General features: G+C 66.5%; 15 protein-coding genes. 10 read left to right on the top strand and 5 right to left on the bottom strand.

Annotation, left to right across the window (positions count from 1 at the left end):
* Positions 1–5 precede the first annotated feature (5 nt).
* The 4 genes from ACSYAO_RS18575 to ACSYAO_RS18560 all read left to right on the top strand — a co-directional run bounded on the left by ACSYAO_RS18575 (position 6) and on the right by ACSYAO_RS18560 (position 6,577).
* Positions 6–1,034 (top strand): SIS domain-containing protein, encoded by a 1,029-nt coding sequence (locus ACSYAO_RS18575; RefSeq protein ID WP_049400482.1) that lies wholly within the window; start codon positions 6–8, stop codon positions 1,032–1,034.
* Complete coding sequence (gene nagA / locus ACSYAO_RS18570; protein ID WP_149908675.1) at positions 1,034–2,182, top strand: N-acetylglucosamine-6-phosphate deacetylase; 1,149 nt, start codon at positions 1,034–1,036, stop codon at positions 2,180–2,182. The genes ACSYAO_RS18575 and nagA overlap by 1 nt, the downstream gene beginning before the upstream one ends.
* Positions 2,182–3,249: an acyltransferase family protein gene (locus tag ACSYAO_RS18565; RefSeq protein ID WP_149908674.1), complete on the top strand. Its 1,068-nt coding sequence runs from the start codon at positions 2,182–2,184 to the stop codon at positions 3,247–3,249. Before nagA ends, ACSYAO_RS18565 begins: the two co-directional genes overlap by 1 nt.
* Before the next feature lie 298 nt (positions 3,250–3,547).
* The gene (locus tag ACSYAO_RS18560) at positions 3,548–6,577 is read left to right on the top strand and encodes an autotransporter family protein (protein WP_149908673.1); all 3,030 of its coding nucleotides are present in this window, start codon (positions 3,548–3,550) and stop codon (positions 6,575–6,577) included.
* A 70-nt stretch (positions 6,578–6,647) separates the two neighbouring features.
* On the opposite strand, the gene ACSYAO_RS18555 is transcribed toward ACSYAO_RS18560, so the two are convergent.
* Positions 6,648–7,076 carry a hypothetical protein gene (locus ACSYAO_RS18555; protein ID WP_134951225.1) on the bottom strand — a complete coding sequence of 143 codons (429 nt, stop codon included), beginning with the start codon at positions 7,074–7,076 and terminating at the stop codon, positions 6,648–6,650.
* A gap of 417 nt (positions 7,077–7,493) precedes the next feature.
* Here ACSYAO_RS18555 and ACSYAO_RS18550 point away from each other — a divergent pair, with 417 nt between their 5' ends.
* The 4 genes from ACSYAO_RS18550 (at position 7,494) to ACSYAO_RS18535 (ending at position 9,654) form a co-directional block, all read left to right on the top strand.
* On the top strand, positions 7,494–8,531 hold the full coding sequence (locus ACSYAO_RS18550) for a S41 family peptidase (RefSeq protein ID WP_134951226.1): 1,038 nt from the start codon (positions 7,494–7,496) through the stop codon (positions 8,529–8,531).
* A 3-nt stretch (positions 8,532–8,534) separates the two neighbouring features.
* On the top strand, positions 8,535–8,870 hold the full coding sequence (locus tag ACSYAO_RS18545) for a hypothetical protein (RefSeq protein WP_149908672.1): 336 nt from the start codon (positions 8,535–8,537) through the stop codon (positions 8,868–8,870).
* A 49-nt stretch (positions 8,871–8,919) separates the two neighbouring features.
* Complete coding sequence (locus ACSYAO_RS18540; protein WP_005419309.1) at positions 8,920–9,354, top strand: SseB family protein; 435 nt, start codon at positions 8,920–8,922, stop codon at positions 9,352–9,354.
* Positions 9,355–9,456: 102 nt separating this feature from the next.
* The gene (locus ACSYAO_RS18535; protein WP_125895627.1) at positions 9,457–9,654 is read left to right on the top strand and encodes a hypothetical protein; all 198 of its coding nucleotides are present in this window, start codon (positions 9,457–9,459) and stop codon (positions 9,652–9,654) included.
* 46 nt (positions 9,655–9,700) lie between these two features.
* Here the strand turns inward: ACSYAO_RS18535 and ACSYAO_RS18530 are convergent, their stop codons facing one another.
* The 3 genes from ACSYAO_RS18530 to ACSYAO_RS18520 form a co-directional block, all read right to left on the bottom strand.
* Positions 9,701–10,921, bottom strand: a complete 1,221-nt coding sequence (locus tag ACSYAO_RS18530) for a multifunctional CCA addition/repair protein (RefSeq protein WP_149908671.1) — start codon at positions 10,919–10,921, stop codon at positions 9,701–9,703.
* Between the two features lie 114 nt (positions 10,922–11,035).
* Positions 11,036–11,272 carry a hypothetical protein gene (locus ACSYAO_RS18525; protein ID WP_008267778.1) on the bottom strand — a complete coding sequence of 79 codons (237 nt, stop codon included), beginning with the start codon at positions 11,270–11,272 and terminating at the stop codon, positions 11,036–11,038.
* 106 nt (positions 11,273–11,378) lie between these two features.
* Positions 11,379–13,364, bottom strand: coding sequence for a transglycosylase SLT domain-containing protein (locus ACSYAO_RS18520; protein WP_149908694.1), 1,986 nt, complete (start codon positions 13,362–13,364; stop codon positions 11,379–11,381).
* A 151-nt stretch (positions 13,365–13,515) separates the two neighbouring features.
* On the opposite strand from ACSYAO_RS18520, the gene ACSYAO_RS18515 reads away from it, so the two are divergent.
* The gene (locus ACSYAO_RS18515; protein ID WP_149908670.1) at positions 13,516–13,923 is read left to right on the top strand and encodes an ExbD/TolR family protein; all 408 of its coding nucleotides are present in this window, start codon (positions 13,516–13,518) and stop codon (positions 13,921–13,923) included.
* Positions 13,924–13,932: 9 nt separating this feature from the next.
* Here the strand turns inward: ACSYAO_RS18515 and ACSYAO_RS18510 are convergent, their stop codons facing one another.
* Positions 13,933–14,538 (bottom strand): hypothetical protein, encoded by a 606-nt coding sequence (locus tag ACSYAO_RS18510; RefSeq protein WP_149908669.1) that lies wholly within the window; start codon positions 14,536–14,538, stop codon positions 13,933–13,935.
* A gap of 99 nt (positions 14,539–14,637) precedes the next feature.
* On the opposite strand from ACSYAO_RS18510, the gene ACSYAO_RS18505 reads away from it, so the two are divergent.
* Positions 14,638–17,499 carry a TonB-dependent receptor gene (locus tag ACSYAO_RS18505; RefSeq protein WP_149908668.1) on the top strand — a complete coding sequence of 954 codons (2,862 nt, stop codon included), beginning with the start codon at positions 14,638–14,640 and terminating at the stop codon, positions 17,497–17,499.
* Positions 17,500–17,516 lie beyond the last annotated feature (17 nt).

Below are 17,516 nucleotides of genomic sequence, written 5' to 3'. Positions count from 1 at the left end.
CTGCCATGTCGCTGTCAGACCCCACGTCCACCCTGATGTTCGCCGAGGCCGCTGAAGCGGCCGACGTGGTCGCGCGCCAGTTCTCGCGCAACCACGCCACCATGGAAACCCTGGCCGCCAGCCTGCGTGCGGCGCCGCCGCCGTTCGTGGTCACCTGTGCACGCGGCAGCTCCGACCATGCCGCCACCTATGGCAAGTACCTGCTGGAAACCCAGCTGGGCCTGGTGGTCGCATCGGCTTCGCCGTCGGTGGGTTCGGTCTATGCCGCACCGCTGCAGCTGCGTGGCGCGCTGTTCATCGTCATCTCGCAGTCGGGCAAGAGCCCGGACCTGCTGCGCAACGCGGAAGCTGCCAAGGCCGCCGGCGCGCGCGTGATCGCACTGGTCAACGTCGAGGATTCGCCGCTGGCGCAGCTGGCCGATACGGTCATTCCGCTGCATGCCGGTGCCGAGAAGAGTGTGGCGGCGACCAAGAGCTACCTGGCGTCGCTGGCCGCGCTGCTGCAGCTGGCTGCCTACTGGAAGCAGGACGCAAGCCTGCGTGCGGCGCTGGACCTGCTGCCGGACGCGATGCGCGAGGCCTGGCAGTGCGACTGGACGCCGGTGACCGAGGGCCTGGTCGAGGCGACCAACCTGTTCGTGCTCGGCCGTGGCCTGGGCCTGGGCGCGGCGCAGGAAGCCGCACTGAAGTTCAAGGAAACCTGCAGCCTGCATGCCGAAGCCTACAGCTCGGCTGAAGTGAAGCATGGCCCGATGGCGCTGGTCGACCGCGGTTTCCCGGTGCTGGCCTTTGCCCAGCCGGATGAAACCGGCGCCGGCACCCGTGCCGTCGTCGAGGAATTCACCGCGCGCGGTGCACAGGTGTGGATGGCCGGTGCCGGTGGCAACCTGCCGGTAGCGGCCGCGCCGCATCCGCTGTGCGCACCGCTGCTGACCGTGCAGAGCTTCTACCGCGCGATCAACGCGCTGGCGCTGCGTCGCGGCTTCAATCCGGATCTGCCGCCGCACCTGAACAAGGTCACGGAGACGGTGTGATGGCAACGGTCCTGCGCAATGCCCGCATCCTGGCAGGCGACGAATTCCGCGATGATCTGGCGGTGGTGATCGAGCACGGCCGCATCAGCGCGCTGCTGCCCGATGCAGCGCCGCAGCTGGGCCAGGCCGCCGAGCAGGTTGATCTGGGCGGTGGCTGGCTGCTGCCCGGTTTCATCGATGTGCAGGTCAATGGTGGCGGCGGCGCGCTGTTCAACAACACGCCGGACGTGGCGGCACTGCGCACCATCGCGCAGGCGCACCGTCGCTTCGGTACCACCGCGATGCTGCCGACGCTGATCAGCGATGACGTGGGCGTGATGCGTGAAGCCATCGATGCGATGCGCGAGGCGATCGCGCAGGGTGTGCCAGGGGTGATCGGCATCCATCTGGAAGGACCGTACATCGCGCCGGCCCGCAAGGGCACGCACGATGCCAGCAAGTTCCGCGTGCCCGACGAAGCAGAGATTGCGCTGGCCGCATCGCTGGACAACGGCGTGACCCTGCTGACGCTGGCACCGGAACGCGTGCCGCTGGAGACCATTCGCGCGCTGGTCGAGCGCGGCGTGATCGTTGCCGCCGGCCACACCGCAGGCACCTATGAAGAGATCCGCGCCGGCCTGGATGCCGGCGTGCGCGGCTTCACCCACCTGTACAACGCGATGTCGCCGCTGCAGGGGCGTGAGCCCGGCGCGGTGGGCGCGGCGCTGGAAGACCGCGACAGCTGGATCGGCATCATCGTCGATGGCGTGCATGTGCATCCGGCCAGCCTGCGCGTGGCGCTGGCGGCCAAGCCGCGCGGCCGCCTGCTGCTGGTGACTGATGCGATGCCACCGGTTGGCGCCGACGATCCCAGTTACGTGCTGTACGGCGAAACCATCACCGCCATCGATGGCGTGGTGCGCAATGCGGCCGGTTCGCTGGCCGGTTCGGCGCTGGACATGGCCACTGCCGTGCGCAACACCGTGCAGCTGCTCGGCCAGCCGCTGGCCGAAGCCGCGCGCATGGCCTCGACCTATCCGGCGCAGTTCCTCAACGTTGACGATCGTCTGGGCCACATCGCCGAGGGCTACCAGGCCGACCTGGTGCTGCTGGACGATGCCCTGCAGGTGCGTGGCACCTGGATTGCCGGACAATACGAGGCCGCTTGATGAACAGTATGCCGCCGCGCCGCTTGGGCTCGATCGATGCCCTGCGCGGCATCACCGTGGCGGCAATGCTGCTGGTCAACAACCCGGGTGACTGGAGCGCGGTGTTCGCGCCGCTGCGTCATTCGGAATGGCATGGCTGCACGCCCACCGACCTGGTGTTCCCGTTCTTCCTGTTCCTGGTGGGCGTGTCGATGGCCTTCAGCGTGGCGCCACGCGCGCTGGACGTGGCCTTACGACCCGCGTTGGCGCGCGGCGTTCTGGAGCGCGCACTGCGCATCCTGGTGGCCGGTGCGTTGCTGCACCTGCTGATCTGGTGGGCGCTGGATACCCATCACTTCCGCATCTGGGGCGTGCTGCAGCGGATCGCGGTATGCGCGGCGCTGGTGGGCGTGCTCGCGGTGTATGCGCGTCCGCGCGCACAGGCGGCCGTACTGGTCAGTCTGCTGGTGGGGTATACCGTGCTGCTGCTGGGCGTCGGCGATCTGGCGCCGTGGACCAATCCGGCCAGTCGTCTGGATACCACGCTGTTCGCACCGTGGATCTATCAATGGCACGCCGATACCGGGCTGGGCCATGACCCGGAAGGATTGCTGAGCACGCTGGGGGCGCTGGCCAGTACCGTGCTCGGACTGTTGGCCGGTGGCCTGCTGCGCAACCGGCGTTCGGCGGCATTGGCCGGGCTGGGCGTGGCGACCGCTGTGCTCGGCCTGTTGCTGGCCATCGTGTTGCCGCTGAACAAACAGCTGTGGACGCCCAGTTACGTGCTGTGGACGGGCGGTCTTGCGGCGCTGGCGCTGTGGCTGGGCCACGTGCTGATCGACCAGAAGGGCTGGCCCGCGCTGGGCCGGCGCTTCGGTGTCAACGCGATCACCGCGTACCTGGGGGCATCGGTGATGTCGGTGGTGTTGATGGCGACCGGCGTCTGGGGCTGGATCTGGCAGCAGCTTGCCACCGCGATGCCGCAGGCGCTGGAACTGGCGTCGATGCTGCAGGCGCTGGTGTTCGTCGCACTGTGGTGGGGCGTGGCGTGGTGGCTGGACCGGCGGAAGATCTATCTGAAGATCTGACCCCATCCGCCAACGGCATCCATGCATGGCGTGGATCTACCAGGTGCCATGAGTGAATCGATTGGCGATGCAGGGTCAGTAGATCCACGCCATGCGTGGATGCTTTGCGCGTGATCCCCACGTGCCAAAAAATGAACGATTTCAGCCACATCACATTGGCGTGAGGACCGGGCGATTTCACATCTGAACTGTGATTCTCTGCACGCAAGTTCACCTGTCGAAACGGTTCACCACACGGCAGACTGCAAGCGCAGTGCCGCACATACGCAGTTCCTGATTTCCCGTCCAGGAGTGCCCCATGTCCCGTGCCGTTCCGCGTGCGTTCCGCCCACGCCGCCTTGCTGTTTCCGTGTTGCAGGCCCTCGCCGTTCCGTCCCTGCTTCTGACGACCGCCAGCGTCGCCTGGGCGGGCTGCAACAACCCGGCACCGACCGCCGGCCAGACCGTCACCTGTGATGCCAACGCACCGAATCCGCAGACCGTTCCCGTTGCCGCCAGTGGCGCGGCCGGAATCACCGTCAACGTCGGCAATGGTGCCCAGTTGCAGCAGAGTGGTGGTGGATCGGCCCTCGTGCTGGTCGGTGCCGATGGTCACCTGCTGTCAAACCAGGGCACGATCAGTTCGGTGGGCGGTGCGGCCGTGCAGCTTGGGGGCGGCAGCCGCGTCGACAACCGCGGCAGCATCAGCACCGGCAACAACATTGCCCTGCAGTTCATCGGCGCAGGCGACAGCGTGCTGGTCAATCGGGGAACGATCAGTGGTCAGACCGGCGTGCAGTTCGATGCGGGCAACGATCGCCTCGAGATGCAGGCCGGCAGCATCACCGGAGGCGTACTGCAGGGCGATGGAAACGATGTGCTGCTGCTCAGTGACGGCACGATCGACAGCGTCGACCAGGGAGGTGGCGGTGACCAGATGACTGTCACCGGCGGCACCGTCACCGGCGTGGTGGTGCAGGGCAGTGGCCGCGATGATTTCGTCATGAGTGGCGGCACGATCGGCGCGCTGCAGCAGGGCGACAACATCGATACCTTCCATATGAGCGGTGGCCGCATCGTCGGTGCGTTCGAGGATGGCGACCAGGCCTGGATGACCGCTGGCCGCATCGGCCGCGTCAACATGAAGCTGGACAAGAATCTGTGGGATCAGTCCGGCGGCATCGTTGAGGGCAACGTGGTCACCGGCTTCGACACCGACACCATCATCATCTCGGGTACGGCCTACATCGGCGGCAACATCAGTGTCAGTGGTGGTGCCGACAGCGTGACCATCACCGATGGCACCGTGCGTGGCCAGGTGCTGCTCAGTACCGGCAACGACATCTTCAACTGGAGAGGTGGCGGCATCGTCTATGGCGCGATCGACATGGGTCCTGACAACGACGTGGCCAATCTCGCCAGCCTCAACCAGGGCAACCTTGGTGCAGTGCCGCTGTTCGACGGTGGCAGTGGCATCGATCAGCTCAACTTCAACAACGTCAAGACCGCGGGCGTGGGACGCTTCCAGAACTGGGAGACAATCAGCCTGGCCAACAGCACCGAGCTGAGCTTCGATGGTGATCTGGTGCTGGGTGACAGCGGAACCGGCACCGGCACGCTCACGGTGGATGACACCAGCACTGTCTACGCGGGCAGTGGCGGCCATGCCGTCCGTCCGTTCAACAATGGCGCACTGGTGGAGATGGTCAATGCCGGGCGTATCGACCTGACCGGTACCGGTGCTGGCGACGTGTTTACCGTGCGTGGCAACTATCGTGGTGACGGCGGTGGCCTGTACCTGCGTACCGTGCTCGGCGCGGACAATTCCACCAGCGACCGCCTGGTGATCGATGGCGGTACCGCCACCGGCACCACCGGCATCGGCGTGCTCAATGCCGGCGGCAGCGGCGCGGCCACGCTGGCCGATGGCATCCTGGTGGTGCAGGCGTTGAATGGTGGCCGTACCGCGCCGGGCGCGTTCTCGCTGTTCGCACCGGTTGCGGCCGGTGCCTACGAGTACTTCCTGTTCAAGGGCGGTGTCAGTGCCGGTACCAGCGAGAACTGGTACCTGCGCTCGACCGTGGTGGCCGGGCCTGCACCGGCGCCCAACGGAAGCGGTATCAATGGCGTGCCGCCGCCGCCGACGCCACCCGTCGCACCCCCACCACCGATCACCCCGGCACCGCCACCGCCGCCCGAAGGTGCCACCGATCCGGATCTGACCGCAGGCGAGACCGCGCCGCCACCACCGCCGCCGGAACCCGTGCCGGTGGCGCCGCCCAGTGATCCGGCGGTGCCGGATGTGCCGGTGGCGGGTGGCAGCCTGCCCGGTACCGGTACGCCGCCGACGCCGGGCGCGCGCCCCGCCGAGGGCGCAGTGGTGCCGCTGTACCGCGTGGAAACCGCCACCTACGCCGTGGTGCCGCCGCTGCTGCGCGAGACCTCGCTGGCCAGCCTCGGCACGTTCCATGAGCGGCAGGGCGAGCAGCGCCTGCTGTACAACCAGGGCGCATTCCGCACGGCCTGGGGTCGTCTGGTGGGGCAGAGCAGCGAGATCCATTGGAAGGGGGATGCGCAGCCCGGCTTTGATGGCGATGTGATGGGCCTGCAGGCCGGCCTCGATGTGTGGGCCACGGCCAATGACAACCATCGCAACCAGATCGGCGTGTTCGTCGGCCGCACCCGCGCGCAGGGCAAGACCACCGGCCTGGCACTCGGCTGGGAGAACGTGCAGGTGGGGCAGAACCGCTTGGACGACAAGCACGTGGGCCTGTACTGGACGTTCACCGACAGCAGCGGTGGCTACATCGACGCCGTGGCGATGCAGAGCCGTTACGACGGCCGCGTACGCTCCTCGCGTGGGCTCGGCTTTGGGATCAAGGGCGATGGCACCAGCGTGTCGGTGGAGGCGGGCAAGCCGCTGCTGTACTTCGGTCAGTCCGCATGGTGGCTGGAACCGCAGGTGCAGGTGATCTGGCAGCGCACCTCGCTGGACGACCGCCGCGATGAAGTATCGAGCGCGCGTTTCGACAACGACAATGCCTGGACCGGCCGCATCGGCCTGCGCCTGGCCGGCGACTACCAGTTGGCCGACAACGGCTGGCAACCGTACTTCAAGCTCAACTACTGGCATGGCCGTTCCGGCGAGGATCGCGTCGGCTTCGACAACGACACGATCATCAATTCGCAGCGCTCGCGCGCACTGGAAGCCGGCGTGGGTGTGGTCGGGCGCTTCAACCGGACCATCAGCGCCTATGCCGTTGCCGACTACACGCGCGAGCTGGGCGGCGACCGCAACGAGAAGCGCCGCATCATCGAAGGCAACATCGGCCTGCGCGCGGACTGGTAGCGCCGGGTATGGATTTCATGACCCGCTCTGTGAGGTGTCGACCTTGGTCGGCACGAATCCATCGGTGCCATTACCCCGCGCATGCACCCGGCGCCACCAGCGCGCTGGCATGATCGGCCAACACCACTACCGCGTGCAGCAGGCCTTCCTCCACCTGCGGCGGACACTGCGCCTGCGCATCGTCCGTCTCGCGCGCCGACTGTGCAGCCAGCAGTACCCCGCCGCACACAGACAATGCTGCCAAGCAGCGCGTCGCCTCCGCCAGTTCCCGGCCACGCACATCGCTGAGTTGCCGTTCGCGCCAGACCTGACCATCGGCGGCGTGGCTTTGCGCGATGCCGTGCAACCGGGCGAAGAAGGCCGGCGGCGGAGCGTGTTCATGGGCTTCTGTGAGCGCATCTTCCAACGCTTCGGCTGCGGCATTGGAGAGCTGCAGGCCGGGCATTGCGGCACCGAGCAGTACATACAGACGTGGGTAGGTGGGGTAGAGCGTGGTCATGTCAGCAACCTCACAAGGCTGGGCCACCTGCAGGGATGCAAGGTGGCGGGCGGTGCGGGTTGGCGTGCCGGTGAAGCTACCCAAAGGAAACGAAGCCGGCGGATCGGAAGGATCCCCACGCACCGCCCGCCGCAGGACGACGGACGGTGCATTATTCGAGCCCGCGACATGGTCGCAAGCCCGACTTCAGGTAGCTTCATTCAGGACGCCAATCCCGGCCAGCGCAGGAGGCGCCGACGGAGGCAACCTTCTCGCGTTCTAGGTGGCGATGACATGGGCAAAGTTGCAATCTACTGATCGCGTGCAAGCTGTCTTGCTGCAATCCGCGGCGGGGCCAGATACGACAGTCCGCGCATGGCGAAAGCCATCACCTGCGGGCTATGCTGTGCGCCTGCCTCAACGACAAGGAAACGTCACATGCAGGTTCGCAAGGGAGTGCGTCGCATTGGTGCGCTGGTGATCGCGCTGGTGGCTGCCAACGCCATGGCCGATACGCCCAAGGCAATCGAGGTGCCCTCGCCGGAGGCGGAGGCCGAGATCCTCAACCTGCTTGAACGGCAGGCGCTGTATCGCGACCGGGTGGACTGGCCTGGCACCCGCACACGACTGCAATCGGTGCAGGGTGACCCCGTGAAGCGGCTGGCGTTGCTGCGCGAAGCCATTGCGGTCAGCACGGGCAATCATGGCGTATGGACGACGACCCAGCGCCAGAGCGAATCCCTTGCGCGCGCGCAGCAGGTCGGCGCCGCCGCCGTGGAAAGGGCCAAGGCCGCCGATGCGGTGGATGCGCGCATCGGCTGGTTGGTCATCGAGGGATATGCCTCCACGCCCGGCGCGACGCCACAGGAAGCGTTCCGCCAGAACATCCAGCGCGCCGCGCGGTGGCAGCAGGTCATCCGCAGCAAGGACGACGGCATGCGCTGTGGCTGGATCGTCGACCTGCGTGACAACAGCGGTGGCAACATGTGGCCGATGCTGCTGGGCATGGCACCGCTGCTGCGCACCTCGGTGGTGAACAACGAAGATGTGGGGTCGTTCGAAACCGCACAGGGGCCGGAGCGCTGGACGTTGACCGCGACCGCCGTGCAGCGTGCAGGCAAGCCGGTGCTGGACTTCGGCCAGACCGGCTATGTGCTGCGGCAGCCTGGCGCGCCGGTGGCGGTGCTGTTCGGACAGCGTACCGGCAGTTCGGGCGAGGCCTCGGCGCTGGCGTGGCGTGGCCGCGCGCAGACGCGCAGCTTCGGCCAGCCGACGGCAGGGGTCTCGACTGGCAACAACGTGCGCACACTGGCCGATGGCAGCCGCCTGTTGTTGACCACCACCGTGATGCGCGACCGCAATGATCGTGGTGATGGGTTGAAGATCGAGCCCGACCAGCGCATCGAGGGTGATGCCGCCACCCTTGCCGCCGCCCAAGCCTGGCTGCTGGCCCAACCCGCCTGCCAGGGCCGCTGATCCATGATCCTGATCGGCCAGCAGGAACGGGTGATGGTGGTCGGCCCGACCGAAGCCCACCACTGCCTGCGCTGCCAGACGGAAACCGGGTTCGCGCCCCAGCTGCGCTACAAGATGGCGCGCATCGACCTGCTGTTCGGCCTCACCTACCATCGCCGCTACGAGCTGGCCTGCAGCCGGTGCGGGCACGGCTGGGTGCTGGACACCGACACCATGGACCAGCAGCTGGGCGGGGTGCCGATCCCGTGGCGGCACCGCTTCGGCCTGCCGCTGATGCTGGTGGTGGTGGCCGGTCTGGCGGCGCTGGGCTGGCTGTGGCGTCATGGATTCCTCGGTTGAGGAGCGGGCCTGTTAAAGTCTGCCCTGCAATCACGTACCGGAACCGACCATGGACCACGACACCCCGTTCGAACCCCTCAACGACCTCGAGGTGCGCCTGCTGCAGGCCCAGGACGGCACGCTGACCGCAGCGCAGTTCCTCGACGGCCTGCTGACCTCGACGGCGTTCGTGCTGCTGGACAAGGCCATCGGCGAAGATGGCGCCTGGGACGAGAGCATCTCGCCGCTGGTGCTGACCAGCGAGAGCGGCGAGCCGATGTTCGCGGTGTTCACCGCCCCCGAGCGCGCCGGCCTGTGGCACGAGCAGCTGCCGCAGTTTGCGCATGCCATGCCGATCGCGGTGCACGCGCTGTTGGCCGGTATCGGCGACGGCGTCGGCCTGGTGCTGAACCCGGGCCTGGACGTGGGCATGGAGATGATTCCCGATGCCGTGGCCCAGCTGAAGCAGCGTGCGGCGGCGATCACCCGCGGCATGGCGCACTGAATCCAGGGATTGTCTGGGTGCCGGCCAGCGGCCGGCACTACCCGTGATGCCGGACGGCGGCGATGGCTTGCAAGTGCGTCCTGTTCAATGGAGAGGAGCATCGTGGGCAAGCGTTCTAACCGATCGCTGTGGGTCTATGAGATCGGCCTTCTTGCGGGTTTGGCACTGGCAGCTGCGTTCATCACCCGGTTCAATCCGGTGGAGACGCTCCGGTTGGGTGGATGGCTGTTCCTCTTGATGCAACCCATCTTGTTGGGTGCTCATGCTGTCGACCATTTTTCGCGCAAGCGTCGTCGATAGACGGGAGATGTGAAGGTGCCGGCCAGCGGCCGGCACTACCAGGGCTTCAGCGTGCGGCGGCGATGGCTTTCACCCGCGCCTTGGCCAGTGCCTCACCGATGGCCGGACCTTTCAGATGCGTGGTATCCAGATCCCGCGCCTGCACTGACAGCGCCGCCTGGTGCAGGCGCTTGAGCGTTTCGCCCTGTGGGTAGTCGGCATCCTCGAAACCGAGCCGACCGCGCTTGTCGGCCTCGCAGCACAGCGCGATACGAGCCACGCGCTCTGGCCTGCGCAGCGCATCGCAGCGGCCCAGCAGTTCCAGCACAGTGGCATCGCGCAGTTCGTCGATGCGGTGCAGGTTCAAGTGCTCGCGGCAGACCGCTTCGGCCAGCTGCTGGTGCTCGGTGGGAATCTTCAACCGCGCGCACAATGCCTTCAGCGGTTTGATGCCGCGCTGCTCGTGCATGATGTGGCGTGGCCATTCCTCCGGCGGGGTCAGGCCCTTGCCGAGGTCGTGGGTGAGGGCAGCGAAGCCGACCAGGTCATCACCCGGTGCCAGTTTCGCGGCCATGTCGCTGACCATTTCCTGGTGGATGCCGGTGTCGACTTCCGGATGGAATTCGGCACGCTGCGGCACGCCATACAGCGCTTCCAGCTCGGGCAGGATCGGGCCCAACGCATGCGCAGCGTGCAGCGTGCGCAGGAAGGCGGAGGGCCGTTCACTGACCAGCGCCTTGCGCAGTTCCTGCCAGACGCGTTCCGGCACCAGCGCGTCCAGCTCGCCACTGGCGGCGACCTCGCGCATCAGCGCCATGGTCTCTTCGGCGACGGTGAAGCCCAGTGGCGCGAAGCGCGCCATGAAGCGCGCCGCGCGCAGTACGCGCAGTGGATCTTCCACGAACGCAGGGCCGACGTGGCGCAACACGCGCTGCTCAAGATCGCGAACGCCACCGTAAGGATCGACCAGCGTGCCGGTCTCCTCATCGCAGGCGATCGCGTTGATGGTGAAGTCGCGGCGCTGCAGGTCCTCTTCCAGCGTCACCGCCGGATCGGCGTCGACCAAGAAGCCGCGATAGCCGCGGCCGGATTTGCGCTCGGTGCGCGCCAGCGCGTACTCCTCACCCGTCTTCGGATGCAGGAACACCGGGAAATCGCGGCCGACGGCGGTGTAGCCCTGCGCTTCCATCTGCGCGGGCGTGGCACCGACCACCACCCAGTCGCGGTCGCCGGCAGGGCGTTGCAGCAGGCGGTCGCGTACGGCGCCGCCGACAAGATAGATCTTCATGGGGGGATGATCGCATGCCCGGCGCAGATGCACCGGTAGTGCCGGCCGCTGGCCGGCAACCCCTGGGCAAATAGCGGTTGCCGGCCAGCGGCCGGCACTACCGACGCAGCGGCATCACGGCAGGCCGCGCCACTCCGGCACGAACAGGCCAGCCAGGAACCACAGCCCGTAGACGATCCACAGGCAGAGGAAGTAGAGCTTGATCTGCGCTTCGTCCCACAGGCTGCCCCAGCTGTCGACGAAGGCCAGCGACTTCCAGCCTTCCATCCAGGCCGCGCCACCCCAGCGCAATACCCAGGTGGCGAACAGGCTCCAGGCGGCGAACATCCCGATCCAGGCCAGCAGGCTCATCGCTTTCCCCTCCCCGGGAAACGGATGCCGGGTAGTGCCGGCCGCTGGCCGGCAACCCTTGGATAATGGCCGAAGCCGGCCAGCGGCCGGCACGACCGCAGTGCGATCAATCGCCGCCCTGGTCAGCGTTGGCGGCGCAGCTGAAGCTCTTGCGCTTGTCCACCAGGCGGCCCATCAGACGGTCGCTCAGAGGCAGCGCATCACCATTGAGGCGCCAGTCGTAGATCACGCTGAAGGCCAGCACGCGCGCGACGTACTCGCGGGTTTCCTTGTAGCTGATGGTCTCGATCCACAGGTCCGGGTCATAACCCGGGCGCTGGCCCTGCCAACGCGCGGTCGGGGTCGGGCCGGCGTTGTAGGCGGCGATGGTCACGTACGGCAGACCGTCGTACTTGTTCATCAGCTGGCGCAGATAGGCGGTACCGATGGCGATGTTGGTGTCCGGGTCGTACAGGCTGTCGGCGCCGCCGTAGCCGGTCAGGCCGATCGACTTGGCCACGCCGGCACCGGTGGCCGGCAGCACCTGCATCAGGCCCATGGCGTTGGCAGGCGAGCGCGCGCGCGGGGTGAAGGTGCTCTCGGCGCGGATCTCTGCCGCCACCCAGGCCGGATCGATCGCGTTGCGTGCCGATTCGCGGCGGATGGTGGCGTCGTGGTGCAGCGGGAAGCGCAGGTCATACAGGCGCTGTTCCTGCGGCTGCTTGCCGAGCGCGAACACGGCGCGGTCGAACCAGCCATTGTCCTGCGCCACGCGAACGGCGAGGCGGCGCTGGGTGTCATCGAAGCGCGACAGCGCACTGTTCCATTCGGCCACGGCCCAGCCGGCGCGGTCGATCTGGTACAGCGCCATCGCGCGCTGGATGGCTGGGTCGCGCGCGATCACCGCCTGTGCCTGCGCGCTGTCGTTCGGCTTCCACGGGCACAGCGTGTAGCCCTGCTGCAGTTTGTCGGCGGCGAGGAAACCATGGAAGGTCGGTGCGCGCGCGGCCTCGCGGAACAGCGGCTGCGCCTGTTGGGCCTGGCCGGTCTTCTCCAGCATGCGGCCTTCGAAGTAGCGCCAGCGCGGGTCGCTGCGCTGCTTGCTGCCCATCTTGCGGATCGCGGTCAGCGCTGCCGGCCAGTCGCCGCGCGACATCGCTTCGCGCACGCGCCATTCGTGCAGGCGTTCGTCGTACGCCGATTCCGGCACCGCATTGAGACGGCGCGCCGAATCGGGCAGGTAGGACGCCACCGTCCACAGTGCGATCTGGTACAGCACCTGGCCCTGCTGGTCGGCACTCAGGCCCAGTGCCTGCGCGTATTGCGGCAGCTGCTGTTCGGTGGCGCCGGGATCGGCCTTGGCCAGCTTGGCCAGGCCATCGGTGGCGATGCGCCGGCTGCGCTCGTTGCGCGGCCAGTTCAATGCGCTGGCATTGGGCTTGTCGACAAAGGCCGCGTAATTGTTGGCCAGCGCCAGGTCGGTGGCAGGCAGGCCCCGTGCGGCGCTGCGCATCACAGCGGGTTGCTGGGCGTCGGCGGCGGCATCGATGCGTTCCCAGCGCAGCGCGTCGCTCAGACCACCCTGCGCCTGCAGCACGGCGAAAACGGCATCACAGCCGTCCGGCAGCGACTTGCCGTTCTTGCGCCAAAGATCCTGCGCTTCGCTGATCCACTGCGGATCAACCTTGCCGGTCACCTGGCGCGCGGTCAGCTGCGCACAGCGCAGGCCGGCGTTGTCGGTGGGCGCCCAGTTGGCGAGCAGGGTCGGCCAGTCCTGGCGGCGTGCGACCGAGGGCAGCCACACGCTGCGGAAGGTGGTAGCCACGGCCTGGCCGTCGTAGCGCTTGAGGAAGGCCTGCGCCTGCGCGGTATCGACGGTGTCGATGTTGCGGCGCAGGTTGGCGTACTCCAGCCAGCCGTATGCAGGATGGCGGCTGAGTGCGGCGGCTTGGCCGGAATCGAACTGGCCGCGTTCGGCGGCAGCGATCGCGGCCTTCAGCTGCGCGTTCTGGGCGTCGAGGGACTGGGCATTGGCGCAGCCGATCAGCAGCGTGGTGGCCAAGGGCAGCAGGGACAGGGCGGTCGAAGAGCGTCGGGTCATGGCGGGCAGCATAGCGGGCAATGGCTGAATTCAGTTTCGCATTGCGTGCACGCGATGGGTCGGCAACGGCAGCTGAATGCTCGTGCTGCAGGCACTGCCTCGCGAGCCTGCGGGCGACGTAGTGTCGAGCTTGGGCGAACGGCCCGGCTGCAGGGAGCGGCACATGGCGTTCAGTAGCGCAGGAAGAAGCGGCCCGCTGGCGGACATCAATGTCACGCCACTGGTGGATGTGATGCTGGTGCTGTTGATCATCTTCATCGTGACCGCGCCGATCGTGGCCCGGCCGATTGCCGTGCAGTTGCCGCAGGCCACCGATCACGTGGTCGACCGTCCCGAACCGCCACCGCCGATCGAGCTGCGCCTGGACGCTGCCAACCAGCTCAGCTGGAATGGTCAGCCGATGGTGATCAGTGAGCTGCAGGCGCGCCTGCAGGCACAGGCGGGCGAACATGCCGGCAACCTGCCGGAGCTGCGTATCGCCACCGATCCGGCGGCCGAATACGAAGGCATGGCGAGGATTCTGGCCGCAGCCGAGGCGACCGGCATGGAGCGCATTGCGTTCGTGCGGTAGTGCGATGTCTCACTGCCGCTCATGCGGTGATTGCCGCATGGGCGGCGCTTCCCCTGCTGACAGCGTCGCATCCAGGATCCGCAGAAAGGCCATTTCAATCTGCGCTGGAACCGGGGTTGGATGTGCTCGCCACCTTCCGGTCCCAGGGGCACGTTCAACGTCGAAAGCAGTCAACTCGGCTCTCTCGAAATCCACCACAACCGTCAATCCCTCTCCCGAGGCCAAGGCCGCATCGCTGGGAGAGGGGCAGTTGTTGCACTCGATCACGCCGCCTGCTCTCGATTCGCCCGCCAGGGAAAAAAGCAGCGTCATCACCGTCGTGACACCCAGCACCGCACTCACCGCTTTCATGATCGACCCTCCCGCGAATGGCTGGAGGTGCGAGTCTGCGCTGGATCGACTAGCGGCGCCTTCTGAAAGAGGGAATTTCAAACTATTCCTGAAACGGTCCGGCAAAGACCTTTTCCATGAATGTGGCAGCCCCCGGCGCGCGCTGTCGCAGCCGGCATCAAGGCTGCCTGTCGTGAACAATATCGTCCGGTCATAACCTGCAGCCATCTGACGCAATCGGCCTGCAATTGCGTCAATTCCGCGTGAAAGAGTGTCGATCATCACGCCGCGATTTTTACTACTTGTTTACAAAGGAGACGGCGCCGCCATGCAGGGAGGGAGTGCGGCAGCCCATGTCCCGACATTCCTTTGGAGAGAGAGCGAATGAATCACCTGCACCACCGCCCTTTGGCGGTTGCCGTCGCGCTGTGCGTGATGACCCTGGCACCGTTGGGTGCCGCTGCACAATCCACCACCAACCTCGATGCGGTGGAAGTCACCGGTACCCGCATCAAGCGCGCTGAAGTCGAAGGCCAGGTGCCGATCCAGACGCTGACCCGCGGTGATATCGAACGCACCGGCCTGACCTCGATCGGCGAAGTGCTGCAGCAGCTCACCGGTTCCGGTTCCGCGCTCAATGCCAAGTTCAATTCGTCCGGCAACTTCGGCTTCCCGCCCGATGGCAGTGGTGTAGGTGCTGGCTCGGCGCAGGTGGACCTGCGCCATCTGGGCGCCAAGCGCGTGCTGGTGCTGGTTGACGGCATCCGCTGGGTCAATGAGTCGTCCGCCTCCGGTGTGGGCTCGGCCACCGACCTCAACACCATTCCGCTGGCCATCGTCGAGCGCATCGAAGTGCTCGAAGATGGCGCGTCGTCGCTGTACGGCTCCGATGCCATTGCCGGCGTGGTCAACATCATCACCCGTCGTGATTTCGATGGCGGCCAGGTGACCCTGAACTACGGCGAGTACAGCAAGGGCGATGGCACGCAGAAGGGCGTGGACCTGGCCTGGGGCAAGAGCGGTGATCGCTTCAGCCTGTTCCTCGGCGCCAGCTGGACCAAGCAGGATCCGGTGTTCGCCAAGGACCGCGAGCAGTCGCGCTTCCCGATTCCCGGCACCGGCCTGGCCTTCGGCAGCGGTGGCATTCCGCAGGGCCGTTTCATGTTCACCGACCCGAACACCGGTGCGGTGCAGAACATCGTGCCCAATACCGGCGTGAGCAACCCGCGCTACGACGGCAGTGCCGGCTGCGCGCGCACCGATGACTATCACTGCTTCACCAGTGCTGATCGCTTCAACTTCGCCGAATACAACATGGTGCTGACACCGTCGGAGCGTAAGGGCCTGTTCGGCCAGTTCCGCTTCGACATCACCGACAACGTGCAGTGGTACGTCAAGGCACTGGGCAACCGCCGTGAGTCGACCAACCAGGCCGGCCCGGAGCCGCTGTTCTTCGGTCCCGATGGCGCCACCGGCAATCCGCTGGCCGACAACATCACCGTGTCTGCGCTCAACCCGTACAACCCGTTCGGCTTCGACCTGGTCTCGGGTGACAACCTGAGCCTGATCGGTCGCCGTCCGGTGGAAGGCGGTGCGCGCGTCTTCAAGCAGGAAGTGGACACCACGTATTTCGCCACCGGCTTCGTCGGCAACTTCCAGGCGGCTGACCGCAGCTGGTACTGGGACGTCAACGGCATGTACAGCAAGAACAAGGCCGAACAGACCAACTACGGCAGCTACAACATCTACAACGTCAACATGGCGCTGGGCGATCCGTCCGTCTGTGCGGCGACGCCGGGCTGCGTGCCGCTGAACATCTTCGGCGGTGCCGGTTCGATCACGCCGGACATGCTGAAGTGGATCCAGCCGGTGGTGCGTGACCGCAGCCAGAACGAACTGAGCCTGTTCACCGCCAACCTGTCCAGCGACCTGTTCACGCTGCCGGCCGGCCCGGTGTCGTTCGCTACCGGCTTCGAGTATCGCAAGTACGAGGGTTCGTACCAGCCCGATCCGCTGACGGTGGCGGGCCACTACAACGGCGTGCCTTCGCAGCCGACATCCGGCTCGTATGACGTCAACGAGGCCTACCTGGAGTTGAGCGTGCCGATCTTCGCCGACTCTTCATTCGGCAAGAAGCTGGACCTGAGCCTGGCCGGCCGCTATTCGGACTACTCCACCTTCGGTGGCGAGTTCACGCCCAAGTACGGCCTGCGTTGGCAGGTGACCGACGATTTCGTGCTGCGCACGACCTATGCCGAGGGCTTCCGTGCACCGTCGATTGGTGAGTTGTACGGTTCGGCCGCGCGTGCCGACCTGCAGTTGTTCGATCCATGCTCGGTGGGCCTGGGCGGTACGCCGCCGCGCGGCAGCGCCGCCAACTGTGCCGCGCTGGGCGTGCCGGCCGGCTTCCAGCAGGCCAACTCGCAGATCTCGGTGACCACCGGCGGCAACCGCGAGCTGGATCCGGAGCGCTCGCGCAGTTTCAGTGCCGGTTTCGTGTGGAGCCCGTGGTTTGGCAACGACACCTCGTGGTCCGAGCGCTTCGACGTGGAGGTGACCTTCTATCGCCATGCCATCGATGGCGCGATCCAGGCAATCAACGCGCAGACCCAGCTGGACCTGTGCGTGGAAACGCTGGATCCGATCTACTGCGATGGCATCTCCCGCGCCAGTACCGGTGCAGTGAGCAGCTTCAACAACCGCCTGACCAATCTCGGCTCGATCAAGACCGATGGCTGGGACGTGGATCTGTTCTGGACGTTGCCGCAGAGCTCGATCGGCCAGTTCAAGCTGGGCTGGAAGAACACGTTCGTCGGCCGCTACGAGGCTACCGGTGCGGCGGGCCAGAAGCAGCCGCAGAAGCCGGGCGTGGAAGTGGCCGACAGCTCGATTCCGGAATGGACCAGCAATGCCAGCATCGGCTGGACGCTGGACCGCTGGAGTGCCAACTGGACCGTTCGGCATATCTCCGAATTGACCGAGAACTGCGGTGACGCCTCTGTATTCCCGGTCTGCAGCAACCAGGCCGCAGGCACCAATACGCTGTCGGCCACCACCTTCCATGACATGCAGGTGGGCTACAAGATCGACTGGATGAAGGGGCTGCAGCTGACCGCTGGCCTGAACAACGTGTTCGACAAGGATCCGCCGATCTGCCTGTCGTGCTCGTTGAACGGTTACGACGCTTCGACCTATGACATCCCGCGTGGCCGCTACTGGTACCTGCGCGCGGACCTGCGTTTCTGATGAAGGGACGGCGCCGG

The organism is Stenotrophomonas sp. STK16_22, from assembly GCF_051984505.1.
GTDB classification, from domain to species: Bacteria; Pseudomonadota; Gammaproteobacteria; order Xanthomonadales; family Xanthomonadaceae; genus Stenotrophomonas; species Stenotrophomonas maltophilia_A.
The sequence above is the reverse complement of the archived record's forward strand: the minus strand, read 5'-3'. Positions and strand labels throughout refer to the sequence as shown.